Source organism: Rhodococcus sp. ARC_M6, assembly GCF_022810305.1.
Taxonomy (GTDB): domain Bacteria; phylum Actinomycetota; class Actinomycetes; order Mycobacteriales; family Mycobacteriaceae; genus Rhodococcus_F.
Map to the genome: position 1 here is coordinate 346,127 of NZ_JALGQH010000002.1, position 25,719 is coordinate 371,845.

Consider the following 25,719-nt stretch of genomic DNA (forward strand, 5'->3'; position numbering starts at 1 on the left):
GCGGGCGAACTTCGACAACCCACTTGTCTTTTCGTACCGACGGTAGAACTACTCACCCAATCCGTCGATGACCCGAACGATCACGATTCGTGACTGTACCGGTTATCTGTTACTCGAAGTACGGAATTTGGCCAGAGAACGCATGACCGGGTACGCGACCAGGATGCCGATCGAGCCCCAGGCGATGCCGCCGAGCTCCACCGACCCGATTGTCAGCGTCAGATTGCCGATACCCGCAACGAGTGCCGCAGCGGCCACGGTCAGGTTCACGGGATCCGTGAAATCGACCTTGGCTTCCATCCAGATCCGTACACCCAGGATTCCGATGAGGCCGTAGAGAACCATCGTTGCACCACCGATGACACCGTTCGGAACTGTGAAGACAAGTGCGCCGAACTTCGGCGAGAAGGCCAGAACCATCGCTGTCGCTGCTGCCACCCAGTACGCCGCTGTCGAGTAGACGCGCGTCGCCGCCATCACGCCGATATTCTCGGCATACGTCGTCGTACCCGAACCGCCGCCGGCGCCGGCAAGTGTCGTCGCCAGACCGTCGGCGAAGAGTGCATTCCCGGCAAGATCGTCGAGATTCTTCCCGGTCATCGCTGAGACTGCCTTGACGTGTCCGACGTTCTCGGCGACCAGAACGATCACGACCGGCAGAGCCAATACGATGACGGACCAGTCGAACGACGGCCCGTGCAAGGTCGGTAGGCCGAACCAGTCGGCGTCGTGAAGCGCTGTCACACGCTCACTGTCGAGACCGCCGTACACCGCGGCAAACACCCAGCCGATGACAACGCCGACGAGGATTCCGAGCCGCCCGAGCAAACCCGGCCCGACCACCGTGACCAGCAGGATCGACACCAGCGTCACAGTGGCAATCAGGGGCTGAGACTGGAACGAGCCGGCGGCCGTCGGCGCAAGGTTCAGGCCGATCAACGCCACGACGGCACCGGTCACCACGGGAGGCATGACAGCGTCGATGATGCGTCCACCGATCAGGCGAACAGCTAGACCGATCAGCATCAGCACGATGCCGACCGCCATCACGGCACCGAGCTGAGCGGCCGGACCCGAACCCGCCGACGCAGTCAGGGGCGCGATGAACGCAAACGACGAACCGAGGTAACTCGGAATCCGGCCCTTCGTGATGATCAGGAACAGCGCCGTGCCGATACCTGAGAACAGAAGCGTCGTCGTGACGGGGAAACCGGTGATGGTCGGCACCAGCAGCGTGGCGCCGAACATCGCGATGACGTGCTGCATCCCGATCCCGACAGTGCGGGGCCAGCTGAGCCGCTCATCCGGTCCGACCACGGCCCCGTCGGCAATTCGTTTACCGTCTCCGTGGACGCTCCAGCCGATTCGGCCGGACCCAGTCATAGTTTCTCGTTCAGTCACAGGTCGAAATACTAGAGGCCGACGCAGGCTCCCCGGCGTCACACTGGTCGAATCCCACTTACGCCAATACGCGAGCCGCAGCCTTACGCGCCTCGGCCGGATCGCCGGTCGCGAGAACCGCCGTCGCGGCTGCCTCGCACTGCGCCACCGTGACGGACCCGATCTTGGCCCCGACACCGGCCACCGACGCGGCTGCAGCCGAAAGCGACGAGACACCCAAACCGGCAAGAACACACGCCAGCAGAGGGTCCGCGGCAGCTTCGCCGCATACACCGACTCGCTTACCGGCTGCTTTTCCGGCCTGCGCTGTCCGAGCAACCAGAGCAATCACCGCGGGCTGCCACGGATCGGTCAGTTCTGCCAATTCGGAAGACATCCGGTCGGCCGCCATCGTGTACTGAGCGAGGTCGTTGGTACCGATCGACAGAAACTCGACGTGCTCGAGAATCTGATCTGCCAGCAAAGCCGCGGCCGGAATCTCCACCATCACACCAGGTACCAGATCGCGGGCACGGACGGCGTCCGCAAAGCGCTTGGCTTCGCCAGGTGTCGCGATCATCGGTGCCATTACCCACGGCTGCGAGCCGGTTCGCGCTGCCGCAACTGCGATGGCATCGAGCTGACGATCGAGAATCCCCATGTCCTGCCACGCAATTCGAACACCACGAATGCCGAGAGCCGGATTTGCTTCTTCCTGATGGTTGGCAAACTTCAGAGGTTTATCGGACCCGGCGTCCAAGGTGCGGATCACGATCTTCTTGCCGGCGAATGCTTCCAGCACCTCGGTGTAGATCGCGGCCTGCTCGTCGACTGTCGGCTCGGTCTCGCGTCCGAGGAAGCACAGTTCGGTACGAAACAGTCCGATACCTTCGGCCTGCGTCAGCGCCGCCGCGCGAGCACCGGCACCGTCCTGCACATTTGCCATGATGTTGACGGCCACGCCGTCAGCGGTCTGTCCGGGTCCGACCCACGTGCTGACACGCTCACGGTCCAACCTGGATACCTCGACCAAAGCGCGAGCCTGATCCGCGTCCGGCGTACTGATCACCTCGCCGGTCGTACCGTCGATCAGTACGGGCGTCCCGGATACAACCGTGGCCAGGTCCTTGACCGCGACGATGCACGGGATCCCGAGCTGACGCGCAATGATCGCCGTGTGACTGGTGGGACCACCGAGAACAGTCACGAGACCGATGATCTTCGTTGGGTCCAGGCCGGCCGTATCAGCCGGTGCTAAGTCGTCGGCACACAGAATCGACGGGGTTTCCGGAGCTGGAATACCAGGCTCGGGAAGGCCCGCCAACTCGGCGATGACGCGATCGCGAATGTCCTTCAGATCCGTGACCCGCTCAGCCATCAACCCACCGAGTTTGGTGAAGACGGTGACAAACTGCTCTGTCGCCGCGATGGCCGCCTGCACCGGCGGGACTCCCTGGGCGATCGATTTCTGGGCGGCGCCGATCCAACCACGATCCGCGGCCATCGCCGCGTTGGCCACCAGTACCTCAGCCGCAGCGCCGGTGGCGTCGGCGGCGCGCGCGAGCAGTCGTCCCTCCACCGTCTTGGCTGCGGCGATGAAGTCGTCCTGCGCGCTTGCTCGTACGGACTCGTCGAGCGGCGGTGCCTCGAAGACCAGTTCCGGGCGCCGGGCCGGCCAGATGGCCGGTCCGTAGGCGACGCCAGGTACGACGGGAGTCCCCTGCACGCTTGCGCGATCGATCTGTTCGGTCATCGTGTCCTCCTACTTACTCAGCCTCGTTGTGACGAAGGTTACTCGCAACTATTGACATGTCAACACACTCGGGCGTAAAACAACATAAAGCAACATCAACTGTGATCGGCAACCGACCGCCAGATCCCCTCGTCGAATCGGAGAACACGTGTACGCGGAAGAACGTCAGCAAGCGATCGCCGGAATGGTGTCGCAGCGTGGCCGCATGTCCGTGTCAGCACTTTCCGAAACCTTCGGCGTGACCACCGAAACCGTTCGACGCGACCTCGCCTTCCTCGAACGAATCGGCCAGATCCGCCGCGTTCACGGCGGCGCCGTTCCCACCGCTTCGCTTCACGTCACCGAACCCGGAATGGCCGAACGTGATCAGACTCGCGCCGAGCAGAAGGACCGCATCGCACGGTGCGCCACCACGTACCTGCCGGTCAGCGGCGGCAGCGTAATTTTCGACGCCGGCACCACCACCGGACGCATGATGCCCGAAATCCCCCCTGAACTCGATTTCACGGCCGTGACCAATTCCGTGCCGATCGGCGCACGCCTGGCATCGATGAGTTCGGTGTCACTGATCATGCTCGGCGGTCGTGTCCGCGGAGTCACCCAGGCCGCAGTCGGCGAGGACGCTCTACGTCTGCTGAGCACACTCCGCGTCGACGTCGCCTTCATCGGCACCAACGCCATCAGTCCCGGACATGGACTTTCGACCCCCGACAACGAGGAGGCCGCGGTCAAGCGCGCCATGGTCAAGGCCGCCAATCATGTTGTCGTGCTTGCCGACTCCACCAAGGTGGGCCGCGAGCATCTCATCAGCTTCGCTCCGCTCGACAGCATCGACGTCCTCATTACCGACGAGGAAATCAGTGCCACAGATACATCCGAGTTCCACGACCACGGAATCGAGGTGGTGATCGCATGATCGTCACGCTGACCGCCAATCCGAGCATCGATCGAACAGTGCAGTTGGATCAACCCCTCGTGCGGGGCTCCGTCCTACGCGCACAGTCCACCCGTAGCGATCCCGGCGGGAAGGGGGTGAATGTGGCCCGCGTCCTGAGCGCCGCACAACTCGAAGTACTCGCGATTCTCCCCGGCAATCCCGGTGACCCGCTTCTGAGCGCGCTCGCTACCGGCGCAATCCCCCACCTCGGTGTTGCCACGACGGGCCTCGCCCGCACCAACATCACCGTGGCAGAACCAGACGGCACGACCACCAAAATCAACGAACCGGGCGCCACACTGTCCGCGTCGACGCTGGAGGCGTTAGCCCACGAACTGATCTCGCGGGCCGACATCGCCGACTGGATAGTCCTGTCCGGATCGGTACCGCCCGGGGTTCACCCCGGCTGGTACGCGGAACTTGTTGCGGCCCTTCGAGATCACCCGTGCCGAGTAGCCGTTGACACCTCCGACGCACCCCTGTCAGCACTGGCCGAGAATTTCCCCCACTCGGCGCCGGATCTGCTCAAACCCAACGGCGAAGAGTTGGCTCAACTCACCGGCGTTGACAGCCATCTTCTGGAAAATGCTGCACAAGCGGGCAATCCGGGCCCCGCGATCGCTGCAGCAAACCGACTGGTCGAGCGTGGCGTCGGCGCCGTACTCGCAACGCTCGGTGCAGCGGGCGCGGTGTTGGTCACCGCCGACGGCGCCTGGATCGCTACCGCTCCCCCGATCGTCGCGGTCAGTACCGTCGGTGCCGGTGATTCGTCACTCGCCGGCTACATCCTCGCCGCGACCGCCGGAGCGGATGAAGCACAATGCCTCCGTCATGCGGTCGCCTACGGAAGCGCAGCAGCATCCCTTCCCGGAACCACCCTCCCGACACCGAAACAAGTCGATCTCGCAGGCGTCACGATCGTGGCTGCCGAGTCCGTCCTGCCCACCGAACTCGCCTGAGTTTTAAGGAAACTGACATGTCCGATCCCACCGCACGCGGTTCCGGCTCCCCGATCATCAGCCCCGAACTGACCTCACTCGACACCAACCTCGGCTCCTCCAAAGACGACGTCATTCGCGCCTTGGCTGCGCGGTTGACCGCGGCAGGTCGCGCCGACAACGCCGACGGCCTCGTCGAGGCCGCCCTCGCCCGCGAAGCCCAGTCGGCTACCGGCCTTCCCGGCGGAATCGCGATCCCCCATTGCCGCTCCGCAGCCGTGACGTCCGCATCCCTCGGATTTGCCCGCCTCGACCCGAAGGTCGACTTCGGAGCTCCCGACGGCCCCGCCGACCTCGTGTTCCTGATCGCCGCACCGGAAGGCGCCGGGGCAGAGCACATGAAGCTCCTCTCCTCCCTGGCCCGCGCCTTGGTTCGCCCGGCATTCGTGACGTCCCTTCGCGAAGCGTCGACGCCCGACGAGGTCGTGCGCTTGGTCGACGAGGTTCTCAATCCGGCCCCGGCAACGCCGGCACCCGCAACTCCCGCACCCGCGCCTGTTTCCGTCGGGAAACATGTTGCCGAAGCAGCCACGCCCGAGCCGGCAGAGCCACGCCACATCGTTGCGGTCACCGCCTGCCCCACCGGCATTGCGCACACCTACATGGCCGCTGATTCCCTTGTTGCCGCCGGTGAACGTGCCGGTGTCACGGTCCACGTCGAAACCCAAGGGTCCAGCGGAAGCACAGCCCTCGCGCCGTCCGTGATTGCCAGCGCCGCCGCGGTCATCTTCGCCACCGATGTCGGGGTGAAGGGCCGTGAAAGGTTCGCCGGCAAACCCGTCGTCGCCTCCGGCGTGAAACGCGCCATCAACGAACCGGACAAGATGCTGGCCGAGGCACTGCGCGCTGCCGATAATCCGGCCGCAGCGGTTGTCGACGGCGCAGCTGCCGCAGCGGACGACGACACCGGCACAGTCGGTTTCGGCACACACCTGCGCCAGGTACTGCTGACCGGCGTCAGCTACATGATCCCGTTCGTCGCGGCCGGTGGCCTGCTCATCGCCCTCGGCTTCTTGCTCGGCGGATACGAAATCTCCGGGCCGGCGCAGGACATCGTGCTCAACAATTCGCTGACGAATCTGCCGGACGGCGGACTCGCGACCTACCTCGGCGCCGTTCTGTTCCAGATCGGCTCGCTGGCCTTCAGCTTCCTTGTCCCGGCACTGGCGGGTTACATCGCCTTCGCTATCGCCGACCGCCCTGGCATTGCTCCCGGCTTCACCGCCGGCGCCGTGGCTGTTTTTGTCGGCGCGGGATTCATCGGTGGCCTGGTCGGCGGTCTCATCGCCGGCGTTGTGGCGCTGTACATCGGCCGAATCGCCGTCCCTCAGTGGCTACGAGGGTTGATGCCCGTCGTGATCATCCCGCTGTTCGCCACCCTGGTGGTCGGCGCACTGATGTTCCTCGTCCTCGGACGACCCCTCGCCGCGATTACCTCCGGACTTACCGACTGGCTCAACGGACTCTCGGGCAGTTCCGCCATCTTCCTCGGAATCATCCTGGGTCTGATGATGTGCTTCGACCTCGGCGGTCCCGTCAACAAGGCCGCATACGCATTCGCTGTTGCAGGCCTGAACGTCGACGACCCGGCTTCGCTGCGCATCATGGCGGCAGTCATGGCCGCCGGTATGGTTCCGCCGCTCGCGATGGCCCTCGCCTCCACTGTCCTGCGTCCCAAGCTTTTCAGTGAAGCTGAACGTGAGAACGGAAAGGCTGCCTGGTTGCTCGGATCCGCATTCATCTCCGAAGGCGCCATCCCGTTCGCAGCCGCCGATCCGTTCCGCGTCATTCCCTCGATGATGGCCGGCGGCGCCGTCACCGGAGGCCTGATCATGGCCTTCAACGTCACTCTCAGTGCACCGCACGGCGGTATCTTCGTCGCCTTCGCCATTGGCGGAATCGGATGGTTCATCGTCTCCCTCGCCGCGGGCACCGTCGTTGCAGCACTGGCAGTCGTCGCAGCAAAACAGTTCATCCGCTCCGGACCCACCGACGCAGAGTTGGACCCCGAAACCGTGCCCGCTGCGGCATGATCAACACCAACCACTACGACCACACCTCTAGGAGTTCCCATGCCCAGTAAGACCGTTGCCGTAGGTTCCGCAGTCGGCCTCCACGCTCGCCCCGCTGCTCTGATCGCAGAAGCAGTCGGCTCATCCGGAGCCACCGTTACCCTGGCCGTTGCCGGCGGCGAGCCCGTCGACGCCGGGTCAGCACTCATGATCATGACGCTCGGCGCTGCCAAGGACACCGAAGTCACCGTCGAGTCCGACGACGTTGCCGCCCTCGAGAAGGTTGCCGAGTTGGTTGCCGCGGATCTCGACGCCTGAGCAACAGGCTTGAAAGGCCGGGCCTCGCACTGACATTCAGTGCGAAGCCCGGCCTCTCGCGTTTCCGCTCTCAGCTTCCCGGTCTCAGCGCCGACGCACTCGGAAGCCGACCAGAATTGCCAGCACAACGGTGACAATTCCGATGCCACCCCACAGCACAACCCCGTTCGAGGCAGTCGACGTAGCGTCTTCTGCCGCTGCCGCATCATCGGGTGCCATCCCGTCAACTACCCCGCGCATGACGTACAACGGCGGCAGTGCGCCACCCTGCGCTTCGGAGCCGATCACCAGGTCACCGCCATCGGTGAACATCATTGATTCACCTTGTGGCTGGTGGGGCGTCGGGACTCGCAGGGGTTCTGATTCTGTCAGCGCCGCGCCGATACCGTCGTCACCGATCCGGTACAGGTACAGGTACACATCCGTGTAGCTGCGCAGTGCCAATACCGAACCGTCTGCGGCGACTGCGCCGCCCGTGAACATCACGGAATTGAACCCGCCCGTCGACGTATCACCGGTGCGCACCGTGCCGACCCGGGTCAGCGGCGTGGGTCCGGGTTCCGCCAGGCCGGAGATTGTCTGCCCGCCTTCGGGTGTGTAGACGCTGCTCGGTCCGAGCAGTTCCTTCGTGACGACGAACAAACGACCGTTGGGATCCACGAGCACCGCCTCGGCGTCGTGCGGGCCGTCCGGATAAGTGAGTCGGCGCAGGGTGCCATCAGCCGACTCAGGATCCAAGGTGAGCAAGGCAACGGTTTCCCGAGCCCGCCGATTGTCGCCGGTGTCCGCCAGAATCAGGAGACCGCCGTGCGACGCCAGATCCTCGACGTCGTACGGGTCGATCGGCACCGGAATGCGGCCACGCACAGCGCAATCGAAATCCATCTCGATGACAACCTCGTCGTTGCCGCTGTCGCCGATCGCAAAGATTCGCTCCCCGAGAGCAACCATTCCCGAAAGCTCTTCGAGGCCCGGATCGGTTGGTGTGCATAATGGCTCGAATACGCCCGTTCCTGGAACGGGCGTATTCGCTTGTGCAGTAGCACTTCCCGAAAGAATCACCAAGAGCGCACCTGCTGCAGCGGCTACTCGCGTCGAACTAAGCACTCGGTGCGTACTCGACCGCCTAAGCACTCGGTGCGTACTCGACCAATGCGGATGCCAACATTTGTGGCACGCGGGCGTGAACCCTCGTACCGGACTCCTCGTGAGCGGACTCCAAAATAGTTCCGTCGGAGTGGATTCTGGCCATCAGATCGCCGCGGTGATACGGAACCAGGACGTCAACTTCGACGTCGGGACGCACCAACACCTCGGCGAGGTGGGCGCGCAGTTCCGCAACGCCCTCGCCGGTCTGAGCCGAGATGAAGACAGCTCCGGGCAGGAGCGCTCGCAACTGCGTGAGTGTGACCGGATCCGCGGCATCGATCTTGTTGACCACGATCAATTCGGGCGGGGCCGGCGAATTGGTCTCGCGCAGAACATCGGTGATGACACCGCGGACTGCGTTGATCTGATCGGTGGGCAACGGATCGGATCCGTCCACCACGTGCATCAGCAGATCGGCGTCGGTGACCTCTTCGAGAGTCGAGCGGAAGGCCTCGATCAACTGCGTCGGCAGGTGTCGCACAAATCCGACAGTGTCGGTCAGGACGTATTCGCGACCGTCGTCGAGCGATGCCCGTCGTGTAGTCGGATCCAAGGTGGCAAACAGTGCGTTTTCCACCAGAACACCCGAACCAGTCAGGGCGTTGAGAAGACTCGACTTGCCGGCGTTGGTGTAGCCGACAATCGCAACCGACGGAATGTCACTCTGGAGACGGCGCGTCCGCTTGGTGTCGCGAGCAGCCTTCATTGCCTTGATCTCGCGGCGCAGTTTTGCCATCCGCTCACGAATGCGTCGACGGTCGGTCTCGATTTTGGTTTCACCGGGGCCACGCAGACCCACACCGCCGTTGCTTCCCGCACGACCACCGGCCTGACGGGACATGGACTCACCCCAACCGCGCAGGCGGGGAATCATGTATTCCATCTGCGCGTAGGCGACCTGCGCCTTACCTTCACGGGAGGTGGCGTGCTGGGCGAAGATGTCGAGAATCAAGGCCGTACGGTCGATGACCTTGACCTTGACGACCTTTTCCAGCGCCGTGAGCTGCGCGGGCGTCAATTCGCCGTCGCACACGACGGTGTCGGCGCCGGTGGCGAGCACGATTTCGCGCACTTCCTGTGCCTTACCTGACCCGATGTACGTGGCTGTGTCCGGCTTGTCGCGGCGCTGTACGAGGCTGTCCAAAACCTCGGACCCAGCCGTATCGGCCAACGCAGCCAGCTCGGTCATGCTGTTCTCTGCTTGCTCGGCCGTCCCCTGGGTCCAGACACCCACCAAGACCACGCGCTCGAGACGCAACTGCCGGTACTCGACTTCGGTGACATCGTCGAGTTCGGTAGACAGCCCGGAGACGCGGCGCCGAGCGTCGCGAGCTTCGAGCTGCATCTCGCCGACCGACGGATCTCCGGACGAGGCTGGCGCCGTGTATTCAGGCTGCTCGTGTCCTGTGGACTCGTCGGCAGCAAACGACTCTGCAGACTCGTCTGCAGCGGATTCTTGACTGTCATGTGATTTCGTCATACAAGACCCATGATCCCACGAAACGCCATGGTGATGCATCCGCTTTTCATTCGAGCGAATTCCACCAGTTGTCGCTGATCGTTCCGGACGCGACGAGGACCGAGGGTCCACGCAACAAACCGTGGCCGTTTTCGACGGTAACCTGCACCTGACCACCGAGTACTCGGACAGTCACCGTGCCGTCGACGCGCCCGTCGTGCTTCAACGCCGCAGCGGCCGCAGCGACGGTCCCGGTGCCACACGAACGCGTCTCACCGACGCCCCGTTCGTGGACGCGCATGTTGACGCTTCCGTTCTGCAGAGCCGTGACAATTTCGATATTGACGCCGTGCGGGAAGAAGACCGGATCGAATTCCGGAGCGTTGTCGAGGTCAAGTGCCGCCAAAACTTCCGGGGTGAGCGCGGCGTCGACACAGGCAAGGTGCGGGTTCCCGACATCAATGCCGAGTCCCGTGAACGTGTACCCGTCGATCGTCGCTGTACTCGAACCCAGTTCCTTGATCAGGCCCATTGCGACGGTGACCTCACCAGCCGTGCCGTCAGCAGAATGGACGATAACCGGACGACCACCAGCGCGACTGCCGACGACGAACTCGCGACGGTTCTCAAGGCCGGAAGCCTTCAGATAATGCGCAAATACACGGACACCGTTGCCGCACATTTCAGCGATGGAACCGTCACCGTTGCGGTAGTCCATGAACCAGTCGTCGGCGGCAACTCCAGCCGGGATCTCGGCCAGGACTCCCGCTTCTGCGAGCGCACCGGCCCGAGCGACGCGCAAGATGCCGTCGGCCCCCAATCCGCGCTGACGATCGCAGAGTGCCGCGACTTTGCCGGGCTCGAGATCGATGCGAACGTCGAGGTCAGGGAGAACAACGAAGTCGTTCTGCGTGCCGTGTCCCTTGCTGAAATCCATGAGCGTGATCATATCGGGCGGAATACTGGCGCTACACAGCCCAACCACAGCGGTTGACACCCCAACGAGATGATCGGACGCTTGCCGAATCTGTCGGCGAGGCTTCCTCCGGTGAAGAACATCCCTTGCTGACTGAACCTGCGCAAACCAAGCACAAGGCCCACCACCCGGGACGGGACGCGCACTGAGCACCACAATTGACAACCCTCTAGCTCGCGCCGTCGACGCTGAAGTTCGGCGTCGGTGTGCCCGCCGAACGACTGGCAAAGAGCAACTATCCGAAACGTGAAGTATTCCCACACTGCTGCATGCCGGTCGGAACTTTCAAGGCCCAGCAATCGTAGAGTAAGGACAGAACTTTTCCGTACCTACAGAGAGCACCATGGACAGTCACAGACCCCGGCCGGATACCACCCACTACGTAGCCAAATGTGATGGCGGGGTGTCCGGCTCATGACGATCGCCCTGACGCTGATGCTCGGAGTCATGGTCGTACTGCTCATCACCGCAGTCACCGGTTACTTCGTCGCTCAAGAGTTCGCCTACATGACCGTTGATCGTTCTCGACTGAACTCGCTCGCCGAAGGCGGCGACGCGGGCGCGCAGCGCACCCTGGCGATCACCCGCCGCACATCGTTCATGCTTTCGGGTGCCCAACTCGGCATCACCGTCACCGGCCTTCTCGTCGGTTACGTCGCGGAACCACTCATCGGCGAGTCTTTGGGGACGATCCTCGGCGGCATCGGTATTCCGACCGCGCTCGGGTTGGCGATCGGCGCTGTACTGGCGATTCTCTTCTCCACTCTCGTACAGATGCTCTTCGGTGAGCTCTTCCCCAAGAATCTGGCGATCGCTCGGCCCGAACCGGTAGCGCGCTGGCTCGCGCGCTCGACCAACATCTATCTGAAGTTGTTCGGCTGGTTGATCTCGATCTTCGATCATGCATCGAACTTGTTGTTGCGTGCTTTGAAAATCGAACCCGTCCACGACGTGGAACATTCTGCTTCGGCCCGCGACCTCGAACACATCGTCGCCGAATCACGCGAAACAGGTGATCTTGCGCCCGAGTTATCCACGTTGCTCGATCGCATTCTCGATTTCCCGACCCGCCCGGTCGAACACGCGATGATCCCCCGCACACACGTCGACACCGTCCGCGCCGACGACTCACTGGACCATGTCATCACCTTGATGGGGTCCGGTCACTCCCGTTACCCGGTCACCGGTGAGGATTCCGAAGACATCGTCGGTGTCATCCACCTGCACGACGTACTCACGCTGACGTCCTCGAGTGATCTGACAGTCCAGGATCTGGCCCGTCCTGCCCTGATCCTTCCCACCACACTGCCATTGCCGAAAGCCTTGACCGAACTCACCGACACCAAAAACCAACTCGCCTGTGTCATCGACGAATACGGCGGATTCGCCGGAGTCATCACACTCGAGGACATCGCCGAGGAAATTGTCGGCGAAATTACCGACGAACACGATCCGGACCGACCGTTCGAGTTGCCCACCGAGGACGGTTCGTGGACGGTCGACGGCGGCGTACATCTCGACGAAGTCGAGCGCGCGATCGGACACGACCTTCCCGCCGGCGACTACGAAACTATCGCAGGGTTCACCATCGCCCACTACGGCGAACTGCCGCCAGTGGGCGCGCGGATCCGCGTCGAGTTGCCGCCGGACCCCACCGATCTGATCTCCGACGACGAACAACCCCGGCATTCGGTCGTCATCGATGTCCTCGCCGTCGATCGATACGTCCCCTCGTCACTGCGCATCCGCCTCGAGATTGCCCCGCAGGCCGATGACGCCACCTCCGAGGAGAAGAACTAATGGACAACCCATGGATCATCATTGCGATCACCGTCACCCTGATCGCTCTGAGCGCATTCTTCGTTGCTGTCGAATTCGCCCTGATTTCCGCCAAACGGCATCGCCTCGAAGACGCTGCTCCGAACAGTCGCTCTGCCCGCGCCGCTCTGCGCAGTGCCTCCGAGCTCACTGTGCTGCTCGCGGGCTCCCAACTCGGCATCACCGTCTGCACACTCGCCCTCGGTGCGATCACCAAACCTGCAGTCCACCACTGGCTCACCCCCGCATTCAGCAGTTGGGGAATGCCACTATGGACCGCGGACGTCGCTGGTTTCGTTCTCGCCTTGATCATCGTGACGTTCCTGCACCTGGTCGTCGGAGAGATGGCTCCGAAGTCATGGGCTATCGCCCATCCCGAGAAATCAGCGACCCTGCTCGCCATTCCGATGCGCGGATTCATGTGGCTCACACGCCCGTTACTTCGGCGGTTGAATTCGATGGCGAACTGGTTGTTGGTGAAGGTCGGTGTGCAACCGGTCGATCAGGTCGGTAGCGGGCAGGATCCCGCAGCCCTGCGCCATTTGGTCGAACATTCCGTCAACGTGGGAGCGCTCGATGCCCGCTATTCCGCTCAACTCTCCGGCGCCCTGGATATCCAGACGCTGACTGTGCGGGATCTGCTGCGCAGCGGCAAGGAGCCCACGTCCGTGACGACGAGCACCACCCTCGATCAGGTGCGAGAGGTCTCGAAGCGATCGGGACACTTGCGGATCCTGGTTCGCGACAACGGTGTTCCGCTCGGAATCCTGCACGTCCGAGACACACTGCTCCACCCCGATCACATTCGCGCCGAAGAGATCATGCGACCGGCTTTCACCCTCACATCCGATACTCCCGTTCACGTCGCGCTGGCTTCGATGCGGGAAACCCGCAACCATCTGGCAGTGGTTACCGACGGTGGGACAACTATCGGGATCGTCACGCTCGCCGATGTCCTCTCGCGGCTGTTTCCTCGACCCGAACCGGCGGTCTGACCTCACGGGGACGATCAGGTAGTGGATCTGAGCGGTACTCGACGGCCACAAGCTGGTCATCGAGTACCGCTCACATCTCAGTCAGCCACTCGTTCGACTTATGCAGGTGCAGCCGTGACAACCAGATTGTGTTCATAGGTGAAACCGGAAGGCATCGAGGGGTCCGGCACCGTCGGCCCGCCGCACGTCACCAGGACCAGGCGCGGTTCGCCGGTTTCCGAGAAGAACTCGGCCGGCAACGCAACCTTCTCGAAGAGTTTCAGGCTCGACGCGTGGTAGGTGAACATGACCCCGACGTCGTCGGTCACGTAAATCGGCGTGCCCGGTTTGATCTGGTGCAGCGGCCAGAGCGCTCCATGGGTGCGGTCACCGTCGTCGACGTGCCCGGCTACGAGATTGGTTCCCACCGGAGCGCCGAAATGCACGTCGTTGAGGAAATGGGAGACCTTGTCGGGGTGCGGCAGGATCATGCCGCGGTTGGCACCGAGACCACTGGTCACGATGTCCGCTCGCACATCCAGGTCCGGAATCGCGAGTGTGTTGGGCGGGAGATCAGTCGGTGCCGGAGCCCAGACTATTCCCGGATCCGGTGCCGTTCCGACTTCGAACGGTGCATCCGGCAACGGTGCGCTGATCGGCTTACCGGCCGCGCTGACGGCAAAGTAGATCAATCCACCGCCGACTGCGAGAAACACGACCAAGAGCAGGATCAGCGGCAGGCTTTTCTTGCGCCGACGCTTCGGCTTTGCGTGCGACCCGGTCTGCACCATGATCTGTCGTCCTCCGTCGGTTTGTCGAGACTGATCGGTCGTGACGCCACCTGGAGGCCACTTCACAGAGTTAACCACTAGATAGCTATCTGTAAAATAGCGGAACAGGAAGATTTGTTACACATCGGCCCGAAACGGTCACCGATCGCCGCCGGACAATGCGCGGCGTGCAGCATCCAGAACACCGTCAGCGCCGCCGTCGATCCACTGCACTCGCGAGTCACGACGAAACCACGAGCGTTGACGACGCACATAGCGGCGCGTGCCGATGAACGTGCGCTCGCGCGCCTCGTCCAGGTCGTACTCACCGTCGAAGTGCGCCAGCACCTGCGAATAGCCGATCGCTCGCGGCGCCGTGACACCGTCGCGCAGGCCGCGGTCGATCAAGCCCTCGACCTCGCCGACCAACCCGCTCTCGAACATCTGGTCCGTGCGCAATCGAATGCGCGCATCGAGCCCTTCCGTTTCGCGGTCAACTCCGAGAATTATTGCACCCCAACGTGGTTCACCAATCTGCGGCGCCGAAGCCGCAAACGGTTGCCCGGTCAGCTCCACCACTTCCAGTGCCCTCACCATCCGACGTCCGTCGGTCGGGAGAATCGATGCTGCCGCGACGGGATCCGCCGCCACCAGGGCAGCATGCACGGCGCCGATACCGTCGTCGGCAAGGACAGCCTCCCAACGCGCTCGCACGACGGGATCCGTGGCGGGGAATGCCCACTCGTCGAGCAACGACTGCACGTACATCATCGAACCACCGACGATGACGGGCACTCGACCGGAGTCCATCAACCGCTCCGCGATCGTGATGGCCTCCTGTTGATAGCGGGCAACGGTGGCCGTCTCGGTCACGTCGAGAACATCCAACAGGTGATGCGGTATCCCCCGACGTTCGCTCACGCTGAGCTTTGCCGTACCGATGTCCATGCCGCGATAGAGCTGCATCGCGTCGATATTGATGATCTCTCCGCCCAATTCCTCGGCAAGATCCAAAGCCAGATCAGACTTTCCCGAGGCCGTCGGGCCCACCACGGCAATCGGACGAAGATGCACGGGAATGCTCACGCGCGCCACATCCCCACGTGGTATCCGACGCCGAACGGCGCACTGTTGTATTCGACCGAGGCCGCGGGCTGCTCGGTGAACACTGCCGACAAGACTTGCCACGCGGCCCGGCCCGACGCACCGATATCGGAGCACAGTTTCGGATCCAAACTCAGCAACGCCTCACGATCACCCTTTCCGAGCGCTGCATCGATCACTGCCTGAACTGCCGGCGCACGATCGTCGAAACTGCCCGGAGCCTTCGGTGTCAACGTTGAGGCGCCGTCCGCGAGAACCAACAGGCCGACGGGTTCGTCACCGTCGTCGAGCTGCGCGCGTAGCTCAACTGCGACGGCGCGACATTCGTCCGCAGTCGCATCCACCGAGACGAGGTGCAGGTCAATGCGAATTTCGTGCTCGACCTGACTCCGAAGCCAACCCGCCATGAGCGCAGCCAACGGCAACTCGCGATTGACCGGGCCCACCGCATCCGCGTCGAGTTGCGTCCGCACATCGGCCCCGAACCCGGCGAAGGTTCCGAACTCACCACGCCCGACCCCCGACCGGCTGACATCTCCCGCCACCGAGGATTCATCGACGCCGACCGCAATCCAGTGCGTGGACAGGGCAGCGAGTTCGCGGGCCACACCCACTACAGCGGCGCGGACCTCGGCTGACAGGGCCGAGTCACCCGACAATTGCGGAACTAGGAGTGGCGGCGACGGGACCAGGGCTGCAGCTGTGAACACAGGTGCCACGCTAGTCGAACCCGACATGGACGCCCACACTGTCACCAAGGTGACAACCTCACATCGCGTTACCTGATTCAATAGTCGTAGAACGTCAGTACCGGGTTCAATGGAACCAGGAATGCGATCAGGCAGCCGTGACGCGCGGCAGAGACGAGGACCGATGACCGAGAACAGCGAACCCACCACCGGAACAGAGCGCAGTTCGGCTCCCGCCGCACCCACACCGGGTGCGGAGCAGCCCACAGCGTCGACACCCAAACCAGGTGCTCCGAAACCAGGTGGACCGCGACCCAGCGCTCCACGGCCAGGACCGGCCGCTACCCGCCCGGCCGCCGCGACGACACCTGCCAGTGATCCGAGCAAGTTCGGCCGCGTCGAGGAAGACGGCACAGCCTGGGTCAAGACTGCTGACGGGGAACGACAGATCGGTTCATGGCAAGCCGGTGACGCCGCCGAGGGTCTGGCGCACTTCGGACGCCGCTACGACGACGTCGCGACCGAGGTCACGCTTCTCGAAGCTCGCCTGACGTCCGGTGCCGGCGATGCCAAGAAGACCAAGGCAGCCGCGGTCGCACTGTCGGAATCGCTGCCCACCGCAGCCGTCATCGGCGATCTCGATGCCCTGGCTCGCCGACTCGACCACATCATCGAAGGCTCCGACGAGGCTGCAGCACACGCCAAGGAGGAGAAGGAGCAGTCGCGGGTTACCAACACCGCGCGTAAGGAAGCTCTTGCCGTCGAGGCCGAGCAGATCGGTACGGAGTCCACCCAGTGGAAGACCGCCGGCGACCGCCTCCGCGAAATTCTCGACGAATGGAAGACCATTCGCGGAATCGAACGCAAGACCGACGACGCCCTGTGGAAGCGTTACTCCAAGGCCCGCGAATCCTTCAACCGCCGCCGCGGCGCTCATTTCGCGGAACTCGACCGCGATCGCGCGAGTGCCCGGTCCACCAAGGAAGAGCTCGTCGAGCGTGCCGAGAAGCTCTCCAAGTCGGAGGAATGGGGACCGACGGCCGGACAGTTCCGCGATCTCCTCGCCGAGTGGAAAGCTGCCGGCCGCGCACCGCGCGAAGCCGACGACACTCTGTGGGAACGCTTCAAGGCCGCCCAGGACGTCTTCTTCGCAGCACGCAACGCCGCAACCGCCGAGCGTGACGCGGAGTTCGAGGAGAATGCAAAGGCGAAGGAAGAACTCCTCGCTGCGCACGCCAACATCGATCCCGCGAACGGCCTCGACAACGCACGCGCGTCGCTGCGAGTCTTGCAGGAAAAGTGGGATGCCATCGGCAAGGTCCCGCGTGATCGGATGCAGGATCTCGAGGCGAAGCTGCGGGCACTCGAAAGCAAGGTCCACGACGCCGTCGACGCCCAGTGGCGTCGGACCGACCCGGAAGCCCTCGCCCGTGCAGCCCAGTTCACCGAACGGGTCGCACAGTTCGAGGAGCAGGCCGCCAAGGCTCAGGCTGCGGGCAAGACCAAGGATGCCGAGAAGGCTCTCGCTCAGGCCGCGCAGTGGCGTGAATGGGCCGAGGCAGCCGAAGGCGCAGTCAACGACTGATTGAGTTCAGACGGAATAGGTTCACTCGTCGGCTGGCCCAGAACATCGGGTCAGCCGACGTTCCATTCCTGGTTCTTTTCAGCTTCTGCTGCTGCTACGCGGCGCTCTTCCTCAGCAGCCAACTGAAGCGTCGAACGTGCCCAGACGACCTTGAGCCAGTGGAACGTCAGGAAGACAACGGTGAACCAACCGACGATCAGGCCGATCGACGGGCCCGCGACGTGGAATCCTGCGGGAATCGTCTGACGCGACCACACCGCCATCATTCCCAAAGCGCTCGCGACGGCACTACCGGCCAGCGCAACCCAGGCAAGTGCCCAACGCCGGGTGACCAGCGCGAGCATCGAGAAGCCGATGCCGAAGATCACGACGAACCACACGAATAGTCGCGAGAACAACGCAATGCGCTCGGACTCGGCATCCGCGTTGAACGCCAAAACATCCCAACCGTTTGCGGCACCGGCGTGCGGCAACGCGAGGGTGCCGACCAGCACCAACACTGCGACGGCAACGACCATCGCGCGGGCACCCGGATCGATCTCCCCCGCAATCTTGCGCTCGACCGCGTCGAGGTCCTGGCGGTATTCCTCGAAGGAAGCATCGTCGGCGGACTGCGACGCCGGATTGTCGTTCTGTGAACTCATGAATTGCATCCCATCTGGACGGGTTGTGGGGCTGGGGCACCAATTTTCGGAAGCCCGAGACCGACGCCGATCGGCGCAGTCTTGGGCGTGATGCCCTTGTCGAAAGAATCTCCGGCGCGCGTGCGACGGTGAGTGAGAACCCCGTCGTCGGCTACGAGGTGATGCGGAGCGCCGTGTGTGACGACCACCGTCACGACGTCACCTGGCCGGATCGATTCGTTCACGTTTCCGACAGGTCGGAAATGGACGAGGCGGCCGTCGCGGGCGCGCCCACTCATTCGCAGTGTTGCCGCGTTCTTGCGGCCTTCACCGGAGGCAACCAGAAGTTCGACCTCGGTACCGACAAGTTTGCGGTTCTCCTCGATGTTCACTTCTTCTTGCACTGCGAGCAGACGTAGGTAGCGCTCCTGGACAACTTCCTTGGGAAGCTGGCCCTCCATCTCTGCCGCGGGTGTACCCGGACGCTTGGAGTACTGGAACGTGTATGCGTTCGAGAATCGTGCCTGCCGCACCACGTCGAGCGTTTCCTGGAAGTCTTCTTCGGTCTCTCCGGGAAATCCGACGATGATGTCGGTGGTGATGGCCGCATGTGGCATCGCCGCCCGTACCTTCTCGATGATGCCGAGATACTTGGACTTGCGGTAGGAGCGCTTCATTGCTTTGAGGACCCGATCGGATCCGGACTGCAGCGGCATATGCAACTGCGGGCACACGTTGGGGGTGTTGGCCATCGCATCGATGACGTCATCGGTGAACTCGGCCGGATGCGGCGACGTGAAGCGCACACGTTCGAGGCCCTCTATGTTTCCGCAGGCAGACAGAAGGGCGGCAAAAGCGCCACGATCGCGCGGCTGCTCCGGATCGGCAAACGACACGCCGTACGCGTTGACGTTCTGACCGAGCAACGTCACCTCGGAGACACCTTCGTTCACGAGGGCCTGCACCTCAGCCAGGATGTCGCCCGGACGGCGGTCAACTTCCTTGCCTCGCAGCGCAGGAACGATACAGAACGTGCACGTGTTGTTGCATCCAACCGAGATGGAAACCCAACCGGCATAAGCAGATTCACGTTTCGCGGGAAGCGACGACGGAAATGCCTCGAGCGCGTCGAGGATCTCGACCTCGGCACGCTGATTGTGACGAGCGCGGTCCAGCAGCGCCGGCAACGACCCGATGTTGTGGGTTCCGAAAACCACATCGACGATGGGCGCCTTCTTGACCACCATCTCGCGGTCCTTCTGCGCCAAGCAGCCACCGACGGCGACCTGCATGTCGGGGTTCACTTCCTTGAGCCGCGCCAACATGCCGAGGTTTCCGTACAGCTTGTTGTCAGCGTTTTCACGGACGGCGCAGGTATTGAACACCACCAAATCAGGATTGGCGCCCGACTCCGCCTTGCTGTATCCCGCTTCTTCCAGGAGACCCGACAAGCGCTCGGAATCGTGGACGTTCATCTGGCAGCCGTAGGTCCGCACTTCGTAGGTACGGGCAGGCTCGGTGGAGGACTCTTCGTCGATCAGTGACACGCTTCAGCCTAGCTCACGTCCACTACGGTCTGTAATAACGCCCAGGTAAACCGACAAAGTGCTATATAAACGTCACCGTCGTAAATTTTTAATTACTTCTGCTCGGAACCCTCGCCAAATCCGGGGCACAGACGGAAACTACGCCTAAGGTTCTCGGGTATGACCCAAGCCGACGATGCGCAGACGCCGACCACCTCCGGCGATTCCACATCCATGATCTCGATGACCTCGGTGAACAAACACTTCGGGGAACTTCACGTCCTGCAAGAGGTCAATCTGGAGGTACCCAAGGGCCAAGTGGTGATTGTCCTGGGCCCCTCCGGGTCCGGTAAATCAACTCTGTGCCGGACCATCAACCGACTCGAACCCATCGACTCGGGCGTCATCAAGGTCGACGGTCGGACCCTCCCCGAGGAAGGCAAAGCACTCGCAGCGCTTCGGGCCGACGTCGGCATGGTCTTCCAGTCCTTCAACCTCTTCGCCCACAAAACGATCCTCGAGAACGTCATGCTCGCGCCGATCAAGGTTCGCAAGGCCAAGAAGGACGACGCAAAGAAGTCCGCGCTTCAGTTGCTCGAGCGCGTCGGCATCGCCAATCAGGCCGACAAGTATCCGGCTCAACTCTCCGGTGGACAGCAACAGCGCGTAGCCATCGCCCGCGCTCTGGCCATGCAACCGAAAGTGATGCTGTTCGACGAGCCCACCTCGGCGCTCGATCCCGAAATGGTCAATGAAGTGCTCGACGTCATGACTTCGCTCGCCAAGGAAGGCATGACCATGCTCGTGGTCACCCACGAGATGGGCTTTGCACGAAAAGCCGGCGATCGTGTGCTCTTCATGGCCGACGGCCAGATCGTCGAAGACACCACCCCCTCGGAGTTCTTCACCCATCCCAAGTCGGATCGGGCCAAGGACTTCCTCGGCAAGATCCTCGCGCACTGATCCGACCGCACTGTTCACACGTAAACAATTGAGAGGGTCTCCATGAAGATCAATCGTTCCGTCCGGTTCGGAATCGGAATCATGGCCATCGCGTTCGCGGCTACCGCGTGCGGTGGCAGCGAATCAAGCAACACCGTCAGCGAGAACGCCGCCGACGGCAAGCTCACCGTCGGCATCAAGTTCGACCAACCCGGACTCGGCCTGCGCAACGCAGACGGCACGTTCAGTGGCTTCGACGTCGAGGTTGCCCAGTACGTCGCAAACGAGCTCGGCGTCAAGCCCGAGAACATCACGTTCAAGGAATCACCGTCCGCCCAGCGTGAGACGCTGATCCAGAACGGTGAGGTCGACTACATCGTCGCCACCTACTCGATCACCGACGCTCGTAAGGAAAAGGTCGGCTTCGCCGGACCATACTTCGTCGCCGGGCAGTCTTTGCTGGTCAAGGCCGACAACACCGACATCACGGGCCCCGAATCGCTTAACGGCGGCAAGATCCTGTGCTCGGTAGCAGGCTCCACCCCCGCACAGAAGGTCAAGGACACCTACGCCAAGGACGTCCAGCTCCAGGAATTCGACACGTACTCAGCGTGTGTCGAAGCACTGCGCAACGGCGCGGTCGACGCCGTCACCACCGACGACATCATCCTGGCCGGCTACGCGGCGCAGTCTCCCGGCGAGTTCCGGATCGCCGGTAAGCCGTTCACGACCGAAAACTACGGAATCGGATTGGCCAAGGATGATTCCGAGGGACGCGGCAAGATCAATGATGCCATCGAGAAGATGATCTCTTCCGGCGCTTGGGCAGCGGCATTCACCGAAACCGTCGGACCGTCGGGTTACCCGATGCCGACACCGCCCACCGTCAATCGGTACTGAATCACCTGAGCAGTCCCCACCCCTGGTGCGGTTTCCTCATCCGGAAACCGCACCAGGGTAAGCACTTTCAACAACGACCCATGAACTGGGGAGACGGTAAGTGAAAATTCTCGACGAATACGGAAGCCAGATCCTCGAAGCGTTCTGGACCACGATCCAGCTCACGATCTTCTCGGCGATCGGCGCATTGATACTCGGCGTGATTATTGCCGCGATGCGAGTATCGCCCGTGCCTGTCGCCCGATTCCTCGGCACCGCCTATGTCACGATCTTCCGCAATACACCGCTCACACTGATCTTGCTGTTCTGTGTGTTCGGGTTGTCCCAGACGCTCGGAGTGAATCTCGCGAGTAACAATTCCTCGACCTTCGTGATCGACAACAACTTTCGCCTGGCGGTTCTGGGTCTGAGCATCTACACGGCATCGTTTGTGTGCGAATCGATCCGCGCCGGAATCAACACTGTCAACGCAGGGCAAGCCGAAGCCGGCCGGTCCCTCGGGTTGACCTTCGTACAGAACCTCCGACTCATCGTTCTTCCCCAGGCATTCCGCGCCGTCATCGCACCACTCGGCAGTGTCTTGATCGCCCTGACCAAGAACTCCACGGTCGCCGCCGTGATCGGCGTGTCCGAGGCATCGAAGTTGATGAAGGAGATCCTTGAAAACGAAGCCGCACTCTTCGTTACCGCAGGAATCTTTGCAGTCGGCTTTGTCATCCTGACCCTGCCGACAGGATTGCTGTTCGGCAAGCTGGCCAAGAAATTCGAGGTGTCACGATGAGCGACCGCGCAACAGTTCTCTACGACGCGCCCGGACCGAAGGCGCGCGTCATCTACCGCCTGATATCGGTCGCGGTGGCAATCGTGGCCCTCGCAGTCGCCTACGTCGTTTACCGGGCCCTCGAGGACAAAGATCAGTTGACTTCAGCCAAGTGGGATCCCTTCCTGCAGGCAGACGTCTGGACCACGTATCTACTTCCCGGCATCAAAGGCACATTGGTAGCTGCTGCACTGTCGATCGTATTTGCGCTGGTCCTCGGGGCGATTCTCGGCATCGGACGCTTGTCGGATCATCGCGTCGTGCGAATTATCAGCGGTGTCTTCGTCGAACTGTTCCGTGCGATTCCCGTTCTCCTGCTGATGATCTTCATGTATGCGGTTTTTGCCGAATACAAGGTATTCAAACTCGATCTCCTTGCACTCGCTGCCGTGGTCGTGAGTTTGACGCTCTACAACGGATCGGTGATCGCAGAGATCGTTCGATCGGGAATCAATTCGCTTCCCCGCGGACAGAGCGAAGCAGCCAAGGCCCTGGGTATGCGTAAGTCCCAGATCATGGCGACAATCCTGCTACCGCAAGCCATCACCACCATGCTGCCCGCATTGATCTCGCAAATGGTTGTGGCGCTCAAGGACTCGGCTCTCGGTTACATCATCGGCTACACCGAACTTGTCCGGCAGTCCACCCAGATCGGTGCCGCGTTCCGGAACTATCTGCCCGCCCTCATCGTGGCGGCAGTGATCATGATCATCCTGAACTCGTCGCTGACATACCTCGCCACCAAGGTCGAAAAGCGCCTGCGCTCCGGAAAGCGAAAAGGCAAAGGCCCGATCGCAGCCCCGATCGCAGCTGTGGGTGTCTCGGTTCCGGGTATGGATCTCACCGAACCCTGACCCCGGGCACTCCCAGAGTCATGAGAAGCGGGGTGTGTCACCGAATTCGGTGACACACCCCGCTTCTGTCAATCGATAGCACTACGAATCTGCAGCTGCTGCCATCTCCGTCTTGACTACCTCGTACGACATACCTGCCGAATACCCTTTGCGCGCAAGCATGGCGACCAGCCGTCGCATCACCTTGTCGCGATCCTCGACCGGTTTGTTTCGCAGCTTCCGTCGCACTAACTCTGCAGCGCGCTCACGCTCATCCGCTGAGTCGATCTGAGAGAGCGCCTCAGACGCAATGTCCTGATCGACGCCTTTGAGCCTGAGTTCGACGGCGAGTGCCTTCTTGCCTTTGCCTGAATAGGTGTGACGCGAATGCACCCACTGATTCGCGAAGTCGGCGTCGTCGATCAGACCGATTTCTTGCAGTCGGTCCAGCGCGCGAGTGATGATCTCAGTCTCGAACCCTCGGCTGATCAGCTTCTTTTCCAGCTCGGAACGGCTACGTGCCCGGTCGCTCAAGAGACGTAGGCACGCATCTTTTGCCTGCGCCTCCGTACCACCTTCGGCACGCGGTTCACGTTCCCGCCGCTGGCCACTTTCACCATGCTGGCCGCGCTCGCCGCGCCGCCTTGTCTGCGCGGATCGGGAGCGAGAACGTCGATAGCCGGCGTCCTCGCCACCATCACCGTCGATAAAAACCATGGCTGGACTCAGAAGTCAGCAGAAGCTTCATCGGTAGCGGTGACGTCTGCACCGATACCCAGCTTTTCCTTGATCTTCTTCTCGACCTCGTCACAGATATCGGTGTTCTCCAGCAGGAACTTTCGAGCATTTTCCTTGCCCTGACCCAGCTGGTCACCTTCGTAGGTGTACCAGGATCCGGACTTGCGGATGAAGCCGTGCTCGACGCCCATATCGATGAGCGAGCCTTCCTTGCTGATGCCCTGACCGTAAAGAATGTCGAATTCGGCCTGCTTGAACGGCGGAGCAACCTTGTTCTTGACTACCTTGACGCGGGTACGGTTACCGACTGCGTCGGTGCCGTCCTTGAGCGTTTCGATACGGCGAATGTCCAGACGGACCGAAGCGTAGAACTTCAAAGCCTTACCGCCGGTGGTGGTTTCAGGCGAACCGAACATCACGCCGATCTTCTCGCGAAGCTGGTTGATGAAGATCACGGTGGTACCCGAGTTGCTCATGGCGCCGGTGATCTTTCGCAGGGCCTGGCTCATCAAACGGGCTTGGAGACCAACGTGACTGTCGCCCATTTCGCCTTCGATCTCGGCGCGGGGAACAAGTGCGGCCACGGAGTCGATCACGATGATGTCGAGGGCGCCGGAGCGGATCAACATGTCGGTGATCTCGAGTGCCTGCTCACCGGTATCGGGCTGGGAGACCAGGAGCGCGTCGGTATCGACACCCAACTTTGCCGCGTAATCGGGATCGAGTGCGTGCTCAGCATCGATGAATGCAGCGATGCCGCCGTTTGCCTGAGCATTGGCAACCGCATGCAGAGCAACAGTGGTCTTACCCGAGGACTCCGGCCCGTAGATCTCTACGACGCGTCCACGAGGCAACCCTCCAATGCCCAGCGCGACATCAAGCGCGATGGAACCGGTGGGGATTACAGCGATGGGTTGACGGACACCTTCACCCAGGCGCATCACCGAACCCTTGCCGAAGTTCTTGTCGATCTGCGCCAACGCGAGGTCGAGCGCCTTGTCCCGATCAGGTGCCTGTGGTGCCATCGTGATCCCCATCCTTAAAAGTCAGTCTCAGTGGTGTTGCGATCAGAGTAGAACCGGCCACCGACAAACTTTGCGCTCGTCGTGCCGGCCTACCGAAATCCTGCAATCGCGGAAGCGGCAGTTACCACTGAACACAGTCAGCATAGACGAACATTTGTTCGAACAACAGAGAAGGCTCGAACACCGTCGAAGAATTTAGCGACGGGAGAGCGGAACATCGAAGTCGGCGCACAACGCTCGCCACACCTCACGAGGGTCCCAGCCGGCTTCGAGCGCCGCCTTCGCAGTCTGCCCACCCACACTCGTCATTACATGGTCGACCAGCATCGAGTCGCCTCGTACCTGCCCGAACTCTTCGCGTACCAGTTCATGAAATTCGGTCAATCGCAC

24 protein-coding genes and 1 pseudogene are annotated in these 25,719 nt (G+C 62.2%); 11 read left to right on the forward strand and 14 right to left on the reverse strand.

Annotated elements, in window-relative coordinates; genetic code table 11:
- Positions 1-102: 102 nt before the first annotated feature.
- Entirely contained in the window at positions 103-1,383 is a 1,281-nt protein-coding gene (locus MTX36_RS04545; protein ID WP_243618648.1) for a uracil-xanthine permease family protein, read from the reverse strand.
- 76 nt (positions 1,384-1,459) lie between these two features.
- Positions 1,460-3,133: a phosphoenolpyruvate--protein phosphotransferase gene (locus MTX36_RS04550; protein WP_243618535.1), complete on the reverse strand. Its 1,674-nt coding sequence runs from the start codon at positions 3,131-3,133 to the stop codon at positions 1,460-1,462.
- 148 nt (positions 3,134-3,281) lie between these two features.
- Here MTX36_RS04550 and MTX36_RS04555 point away from each other — a divergent pair, with 148 nt between their 5' ends.
- Genes MTX36_RS04555 through MTX36_RS04570 form a run of 4 tightly spaced genes read left to right on the forward strand, consistent with a single transcriptional unit; the run spans position 3,282 to position 7,398 of the window.
- Complete coding sequence (locus MTX36_RS04555) at positions 3,282-4,049, forward strand: DeoR/GlpR family DNA-binding transcription regulator (protein WP_243618536.1); 768 nt, start codon at positions 3,282-3,284, stop codon at positions 4,047-4,049.
- Entirely contained in the window at positions 4,046-5,029 is a 984-nt protein-coding gene (gene pfkB / locus MTX36_RS04560; protein ID WP_243618537.1) for a 1-phosphofructokinase, read from the forward strand. The genes MTX36_RS04555 and pfkB overlap by 4 nt, the downstream gene beginning before the upstream one ends.
- Positions 5,030-5,046: 17 nt before the next feature.
- Positions 5,047-7,101 (forward strand): fructose-specific PTS transporter subunit EIIC, encoded by a 2,055-nt coding sequence (locus MTX36_RS04565; protein ID WP_243618538.1) that lies wholly within the window; start codon positions 5,047-5,049, stop codon positions 7,099-7,101.
- A 39-nt stretch (positions 7,102-7,140) separates the two neighbouring features.
- Positions 7,141-7,398, forward strand: coding sequence for an HPr family phosphocarrier protein (locus MTX36_RS04570; protein ID WP_243618539.1), 258 nt, complete (start codon positions 7,141-7,143; stop codon positions 7,396-7,398).
- Between the two features lie 84 nt (positions 7,399-7,482).
- Here MTX36_RS04570 and MTX36_RS04575 read toward each other — a convergent pair whose 3' ends face one another.
- The 4 genes and pseudogenes from MTX36_RS04575 to MTX36_RS04590 all read right to left on the reverse strand — a co-directional run.
- Complete coding sequence (locus MTX36_RS04575; protein WP_243618540.1) at positions 7,483-8,349, reverse strand: hypothetical protein; 867 nt, start codon at positions 8,347-8,349, stop codon at positions 7,483-7,485.
- A gap of 175 nt (positions 8,350-8,524) precedes the next feature.
- On the reverse strand, positions 8,525-10,027 hold the full coding sequence (gene hflX, locus MTX36_RS04580; protein WP_243618541.1) for a GTPase HflX: 1,503 nt from the start codon (positions 10,025-10,027) through the stop codon (positions 8,525-8,527).
- Between the two features lie 46 nt (positions 10,028-10,073).
- Positions 10,074-10,943 carry a diaminopimelate epimerase gene (gene dapF / locus MTX36_RS04585; RefSeq protein ID WP_243618542.1) on the reverse strand — a complete coding sequence of 290 codons (870 nt, stop codon included), beginning with the start codon at positions 10,941-10,943 and terminating at the stop codon, positions 10,074-10,076.
- 56 nt (positions 10,944-10,999) lie between these two features.
- Positions 11,000-11,110: pseudogene (locus MTX36_RS04590) on the reverse strand (hypothetical protein); the annotation flags it as partial.
- Positions 11,111-11,396: 286 nt separating this feature from the next.
- On the opposite strand from MTX36_RS04590, the gene MTX36_RS04595 reads away from it, so the two are divergent.
- The gene (locus MTX36_RS04595) at positions 11,397-12,782 is read left to right on the forward strand and encodes a hemolysin family protein (RefSeq protein WP_243618543.1); all 1,386 of its coding nucleotides are present in this window, start codon (positions 11,397-11,399) and stop codon (positions 12,780-12,782) included.
- Positions 12,782-13,795, forward strand: a complete 1,014-nt coding sequence (locus MTX36_RS04600) for a hemolysin family protein (protein WP_243618544.1) — start codon at positions 12,782-12,784, stop codon at positions 13,793-13,795. Before MTX36_RS04595 ends, MTX36_RS04600 begins: the two co-directional genes overlap by 1 nt.
- A gap of 98 nt (positions 13,796-13,893) precedes the next feature.
- On the opposite strand, the gene MTX36_RS04605 is transcribed toward MTX36_RS04600, so the two are convergent.
- The 3 genes from MTX36_RS04605 to MTX36_RS04615 all read right to left on the reverse strand — a co-directional run bounded on the left by MTX36_RS04605 (position 13,894) and on the right by MTX36_RS04615 (position 16,358).
- Complete coding sequence (locus MTX36_RS04605) at positions 13,894-14,565, reverse strand: class F sortase (protein WP_243618545.1); 672 nt, start codon at positions 14,563-14,565, stop codon at positions 13,894-13,896.
- Positions 14,566-14,703: 138 nt separating this feature from the next.
- Positions 14,704-15,639, reverse strand: a complete 936-nt coding sequence (gene miaA, locus MTX36_RS04610) for a tRNA (adenosine(37)-N6)-dimethylallyltransferase MiaA (RefSeq protein WP_374230421.1) — start codon at positions 15,637-15,639, stop codon at positions 14,704-14,706.
- Positions 15,627-16,358, reverse strand: coding sequence for a class III extradiol dioxygenase subunit B-like domain-containing protein (locus tag MTX36_RS04615; protein WP_243618547.1), 732 nt, complete (start codon positions 16,356-16,358; stop codon positions 15,627-15,629). The genes miaA and MTX36_RS04615 overlap by 13 nt, the downstream gene beginning before the upstream one ends.
- A 163-nt stretch (positions 16,359-16,521) precedes the next feature.
- Here MTX36_RS04615 and MTX36_RS04620 point away from each other — a divergent pair, with 163 nt between their 5' ends.
- Positions 16,522-17,922, forward strand: coding sequence for a DUF349 domain-containing protein (locus MTX36_RS04620; RefSeq protein ID WP_243618548.1), 1,401 nt, complete (start codon positions 16,522-16,524; stop codon positions 17,920-17,922).
- 50 nt (positions 17,923-17,972) lie between these two features.
- Here MTX36_RS04620 and MTX36_RS04625 read toward each other — a convergent pair whose 3' ends face one another.
- Together MTX36_RS04625 and miaB are read right to left on the reverse strand one after the other, a co-directional pair.
- Complete coding sequence (locus MTX36_RS04625; RefSeq protein ID WP_243618549.1) at positions 17,973-18,566, reverse strand: hypothetical protein; 594 nt, start codon at positions 18,564-18,566, stop codon at positions 17,973-17,975.
- Positions 18,563-20,092 carry a tRNA (N6-isopentenyl adenosine(37)-C2)-methylthiotransferase MiaB gene (miaB, locus tag MTX36_RS04630; protein WP_308198189.1) on the reverse strand — a complete coding sequence of 510 codons (1,530 nt, stop codon included), beginning with the start codon at positions 20,090-20,092 and terminating at the stop codon, positions 18,563-18,565. Before miaB ends, MTX36_RS04625 begins: the two co-directional genes overlap by 4 nt.
- Before the next feature lie 213 nt (positions 20,093-20,305).
- Here miaB and gluA point away from each other — a divergent pair, with 213 nt between their 5' ends.
- The 4 genes from gluA to MTX36_RS04650 all read left to right on the forward strand — a co-directional run bounded on the left by gluA (position 20,306) and on the right by MTX36_RS04650 (position 23,587).
- Complete coding sequence (gene gluA / locus MTX36_RS04635; protein WP_243618650.1) at positions 20,306-21,034, forward strand: glutamate ABC transporter ATP-binding protein GluA; 729 nt, start codon at positions 20,306-20,308, stop codon at positions 21,032-21,034.
- 42 nt (positions 21,035-21,076) lie between these two features.
- On the forward strand, positions 21,077-21,913 hold the full coding sequence (locus MTX36_RS04640; protein ID WP_243618550.1) for a glutamate ABC transporter substrate-binding protein: 837 nt from the start codon (positions 21,077-21,079) through the stop codon (positions 21,911-21,913).
- A gap of 100 nt (positions 21,914-22,013) precedes the next feature.
- Positions 22,014-22,694, forward strand: coding sequence for an amino acid ABC transporter permease (locus tag MTX36_RS04645; protein WP_243618551.1), 681 nt, complete (start codon positions 22,014-22,016; stop codon positions 22,692-22,694).
- Positions 22,691-23,587: an amino acid ABC transporter permease gene (locus MTX36_RS04650; RefSeq protein ID WP_243618552.1), complete on the forward strand. Its 897-nt coding sequence runs from the start codon at positions 22,691-22,693 to the stop codon at positions 23,585-23,587. The genes MTX36_RS04645 and MTX36_RS04650 overlap by 4 nt, the downstream gene beginning before the upstream one ends.
- 81 nt (positions 23,588-23,668) lie before the next feature.
- Here the strand turns inward: MTX36_RS04650 and recX are convergent, their stop codons facing one another.
- From recX to MTX36_RS04665, 3 genes are all read right to left on the reverse strand, one after another.
- On the reverse strand, positions 23,669-24,283 hold the full coding sequence (recX, locus tag MTX36_RS04655) for a recombination regulator RecX (protein ID WP_243618553.1): 615 nt from the start codon (positions 24,281-24,283) through the stop codon (positions 23,669-23,671).
- An 8-nt stretch (positions 24,284-24,291) separates the two neighbouring features.
- Positions 24,292-25,329: a recombinase RecA gene (gene recA / locus MTX36_RS04660; protein ID WP_094274950.1), complete on the reverse strand. Its 1,038-nt coding sequence runs from the start codon at positions 25,327-25,329 to the stop codon at positions 24,292-24,294.
- A 195-nt stretch (positions 25,330-25,524) separates the two neighbouring features.
- Complete coding sequence (locus MTX36_RS04665; protein ID WP_243618554.1) at positions 25,525-25,719, reverse strand: DUF3046 domain-containing protein; 195 nt, start codon at positions 25,717-25,719, stop codon at positions 25,525-25,527.

Excerpts from the sequence above, each read along its gene's own strand:
- MTX36_RS04625 (WP_243618549.1), bottom strand. The coding sequence starts at position 18,566 with ATGAGTTCACAGAACGACAATCCGGCGTCGCAGTCCGCCGACGATGCT.
- hflX (WP_243618541.1), bottom strand. The coding sequence starts at position 10,027 with ATGACGAAATCACATGACAGTCAAGAATCCGCTGCAGACGAGTCTGCA.
- MTX36_RS04570 (WP_243618539.1), top strand. The coding sequence starts at position 7,141 with ATGCCCAGTAAGACCGTTGCCGTAGGTTCCGCAGTCGGCCTCCACGCT.
- pfkB (WP_243618537.1), top strand. The coding sequence starts at position 4,046 with ATGATCGTCACGCTGACCGCCAATCCGAGCATCGATCGAACAGTGCAG.
- recX (WP_243618553.1), bottom strand. The coding sequence starts at position 24,283 with ATGGTTTTTATCGACGGTGATGGTGGCGAGGACGCCGGCTATCGACGT.
- MTX36_RS04605 (WP_243618545.1), bottom strand. The coding sequence starts at position 14,565 with ATGGTGCAGACCGGGTCGCACGCAAAGCCGAAGCGTCGGCGCAAGAAA.
- MTX36_RS04575 (WP_243618540.1), bottom strand. The coding sequence starts at position 8,349 with ATGGTTGCTCTCGGGGAGCGAATCTTTGCGATCGGCGACAGCGGCAAC.
- MTX36_RS04550 (WP_243618535.1), bottom strand. The coding sequence starts at position 3,133 with ATGACCGAACAGATCGATCGCGCAAGCGTGCAGGGGACTCCCGTCGTA.
- MTX36_RS04620 (WP_243618548.1), top strand. The coding sequence starts at position 16,522 with ATGACCGAGAACAGCGAACCCACCACCGGAACAGAGCGCAGTTCGGCT.
- dapF (WP_243618542.1), bottom strand. The coding sequence starts at position 10,943 with ATGGATTTCAGCAAGGGACACGGCACGCAGAACGACTTCGTTGTTCTC.
- MTX36_RS04595 (WP_243618543.1), top strand. The coding sequence starts at position 11,397 with ATGACGATCGCCCTGACGCTGATGCTCGGAGTCATGGTCGTACTGCTC.
- MTX36_RS04565 (WP_243618538.1), top strand. The coding sequence starts at position 5,047 with ATGTCCGATCCCACCGCACGCGGTTCCGGCTCCCCGATCATCAGCCCC.
- MTX36_RS04650 (WP_243618552.1), top strand. The coding sequence starts at position 22,691 with ATGAGCGACCGCGCAACAGTTCTCTACGACGCGCCCGGACCGAAGGCG.
- MTX36_RS04545 (WP_243618648.1), bottom strand. The coding sequence starts at position 1,383 with ATGACTGGGTCCGGCCGAATCGGCTGGAGCGTCCACGGAGACGGTAAA.
- MTX36_RS04600 (WP_243618544.1), top strand. The coding sequence starts at position 12,782 with ATGGACAACCCATGGATCATCATTGCGATCACCGTCACCCTGATCGCT.
- MTX36_RS04640 (WP_243618550.1), top strand. The coding sequence starts at position 21,077 with ATGAAGATCAATCGTTCCGTCCGGTTCGGAATCGGAATCATGGCCATC.
- recA (WP_094274950.1), bottom strand. The coding sequence starts at position 25,329 with ATGGCACCACAGGCACCTGATCGGGACAAGGCGCTCGACCTCGCGTTG.
- gluA (WP_243618650.1), top strand. The coding sequence starts at position 20,306 with ATGATCTCGATGACCTCGGTGAACAAACACTTCGGGGAACTTCACGTC.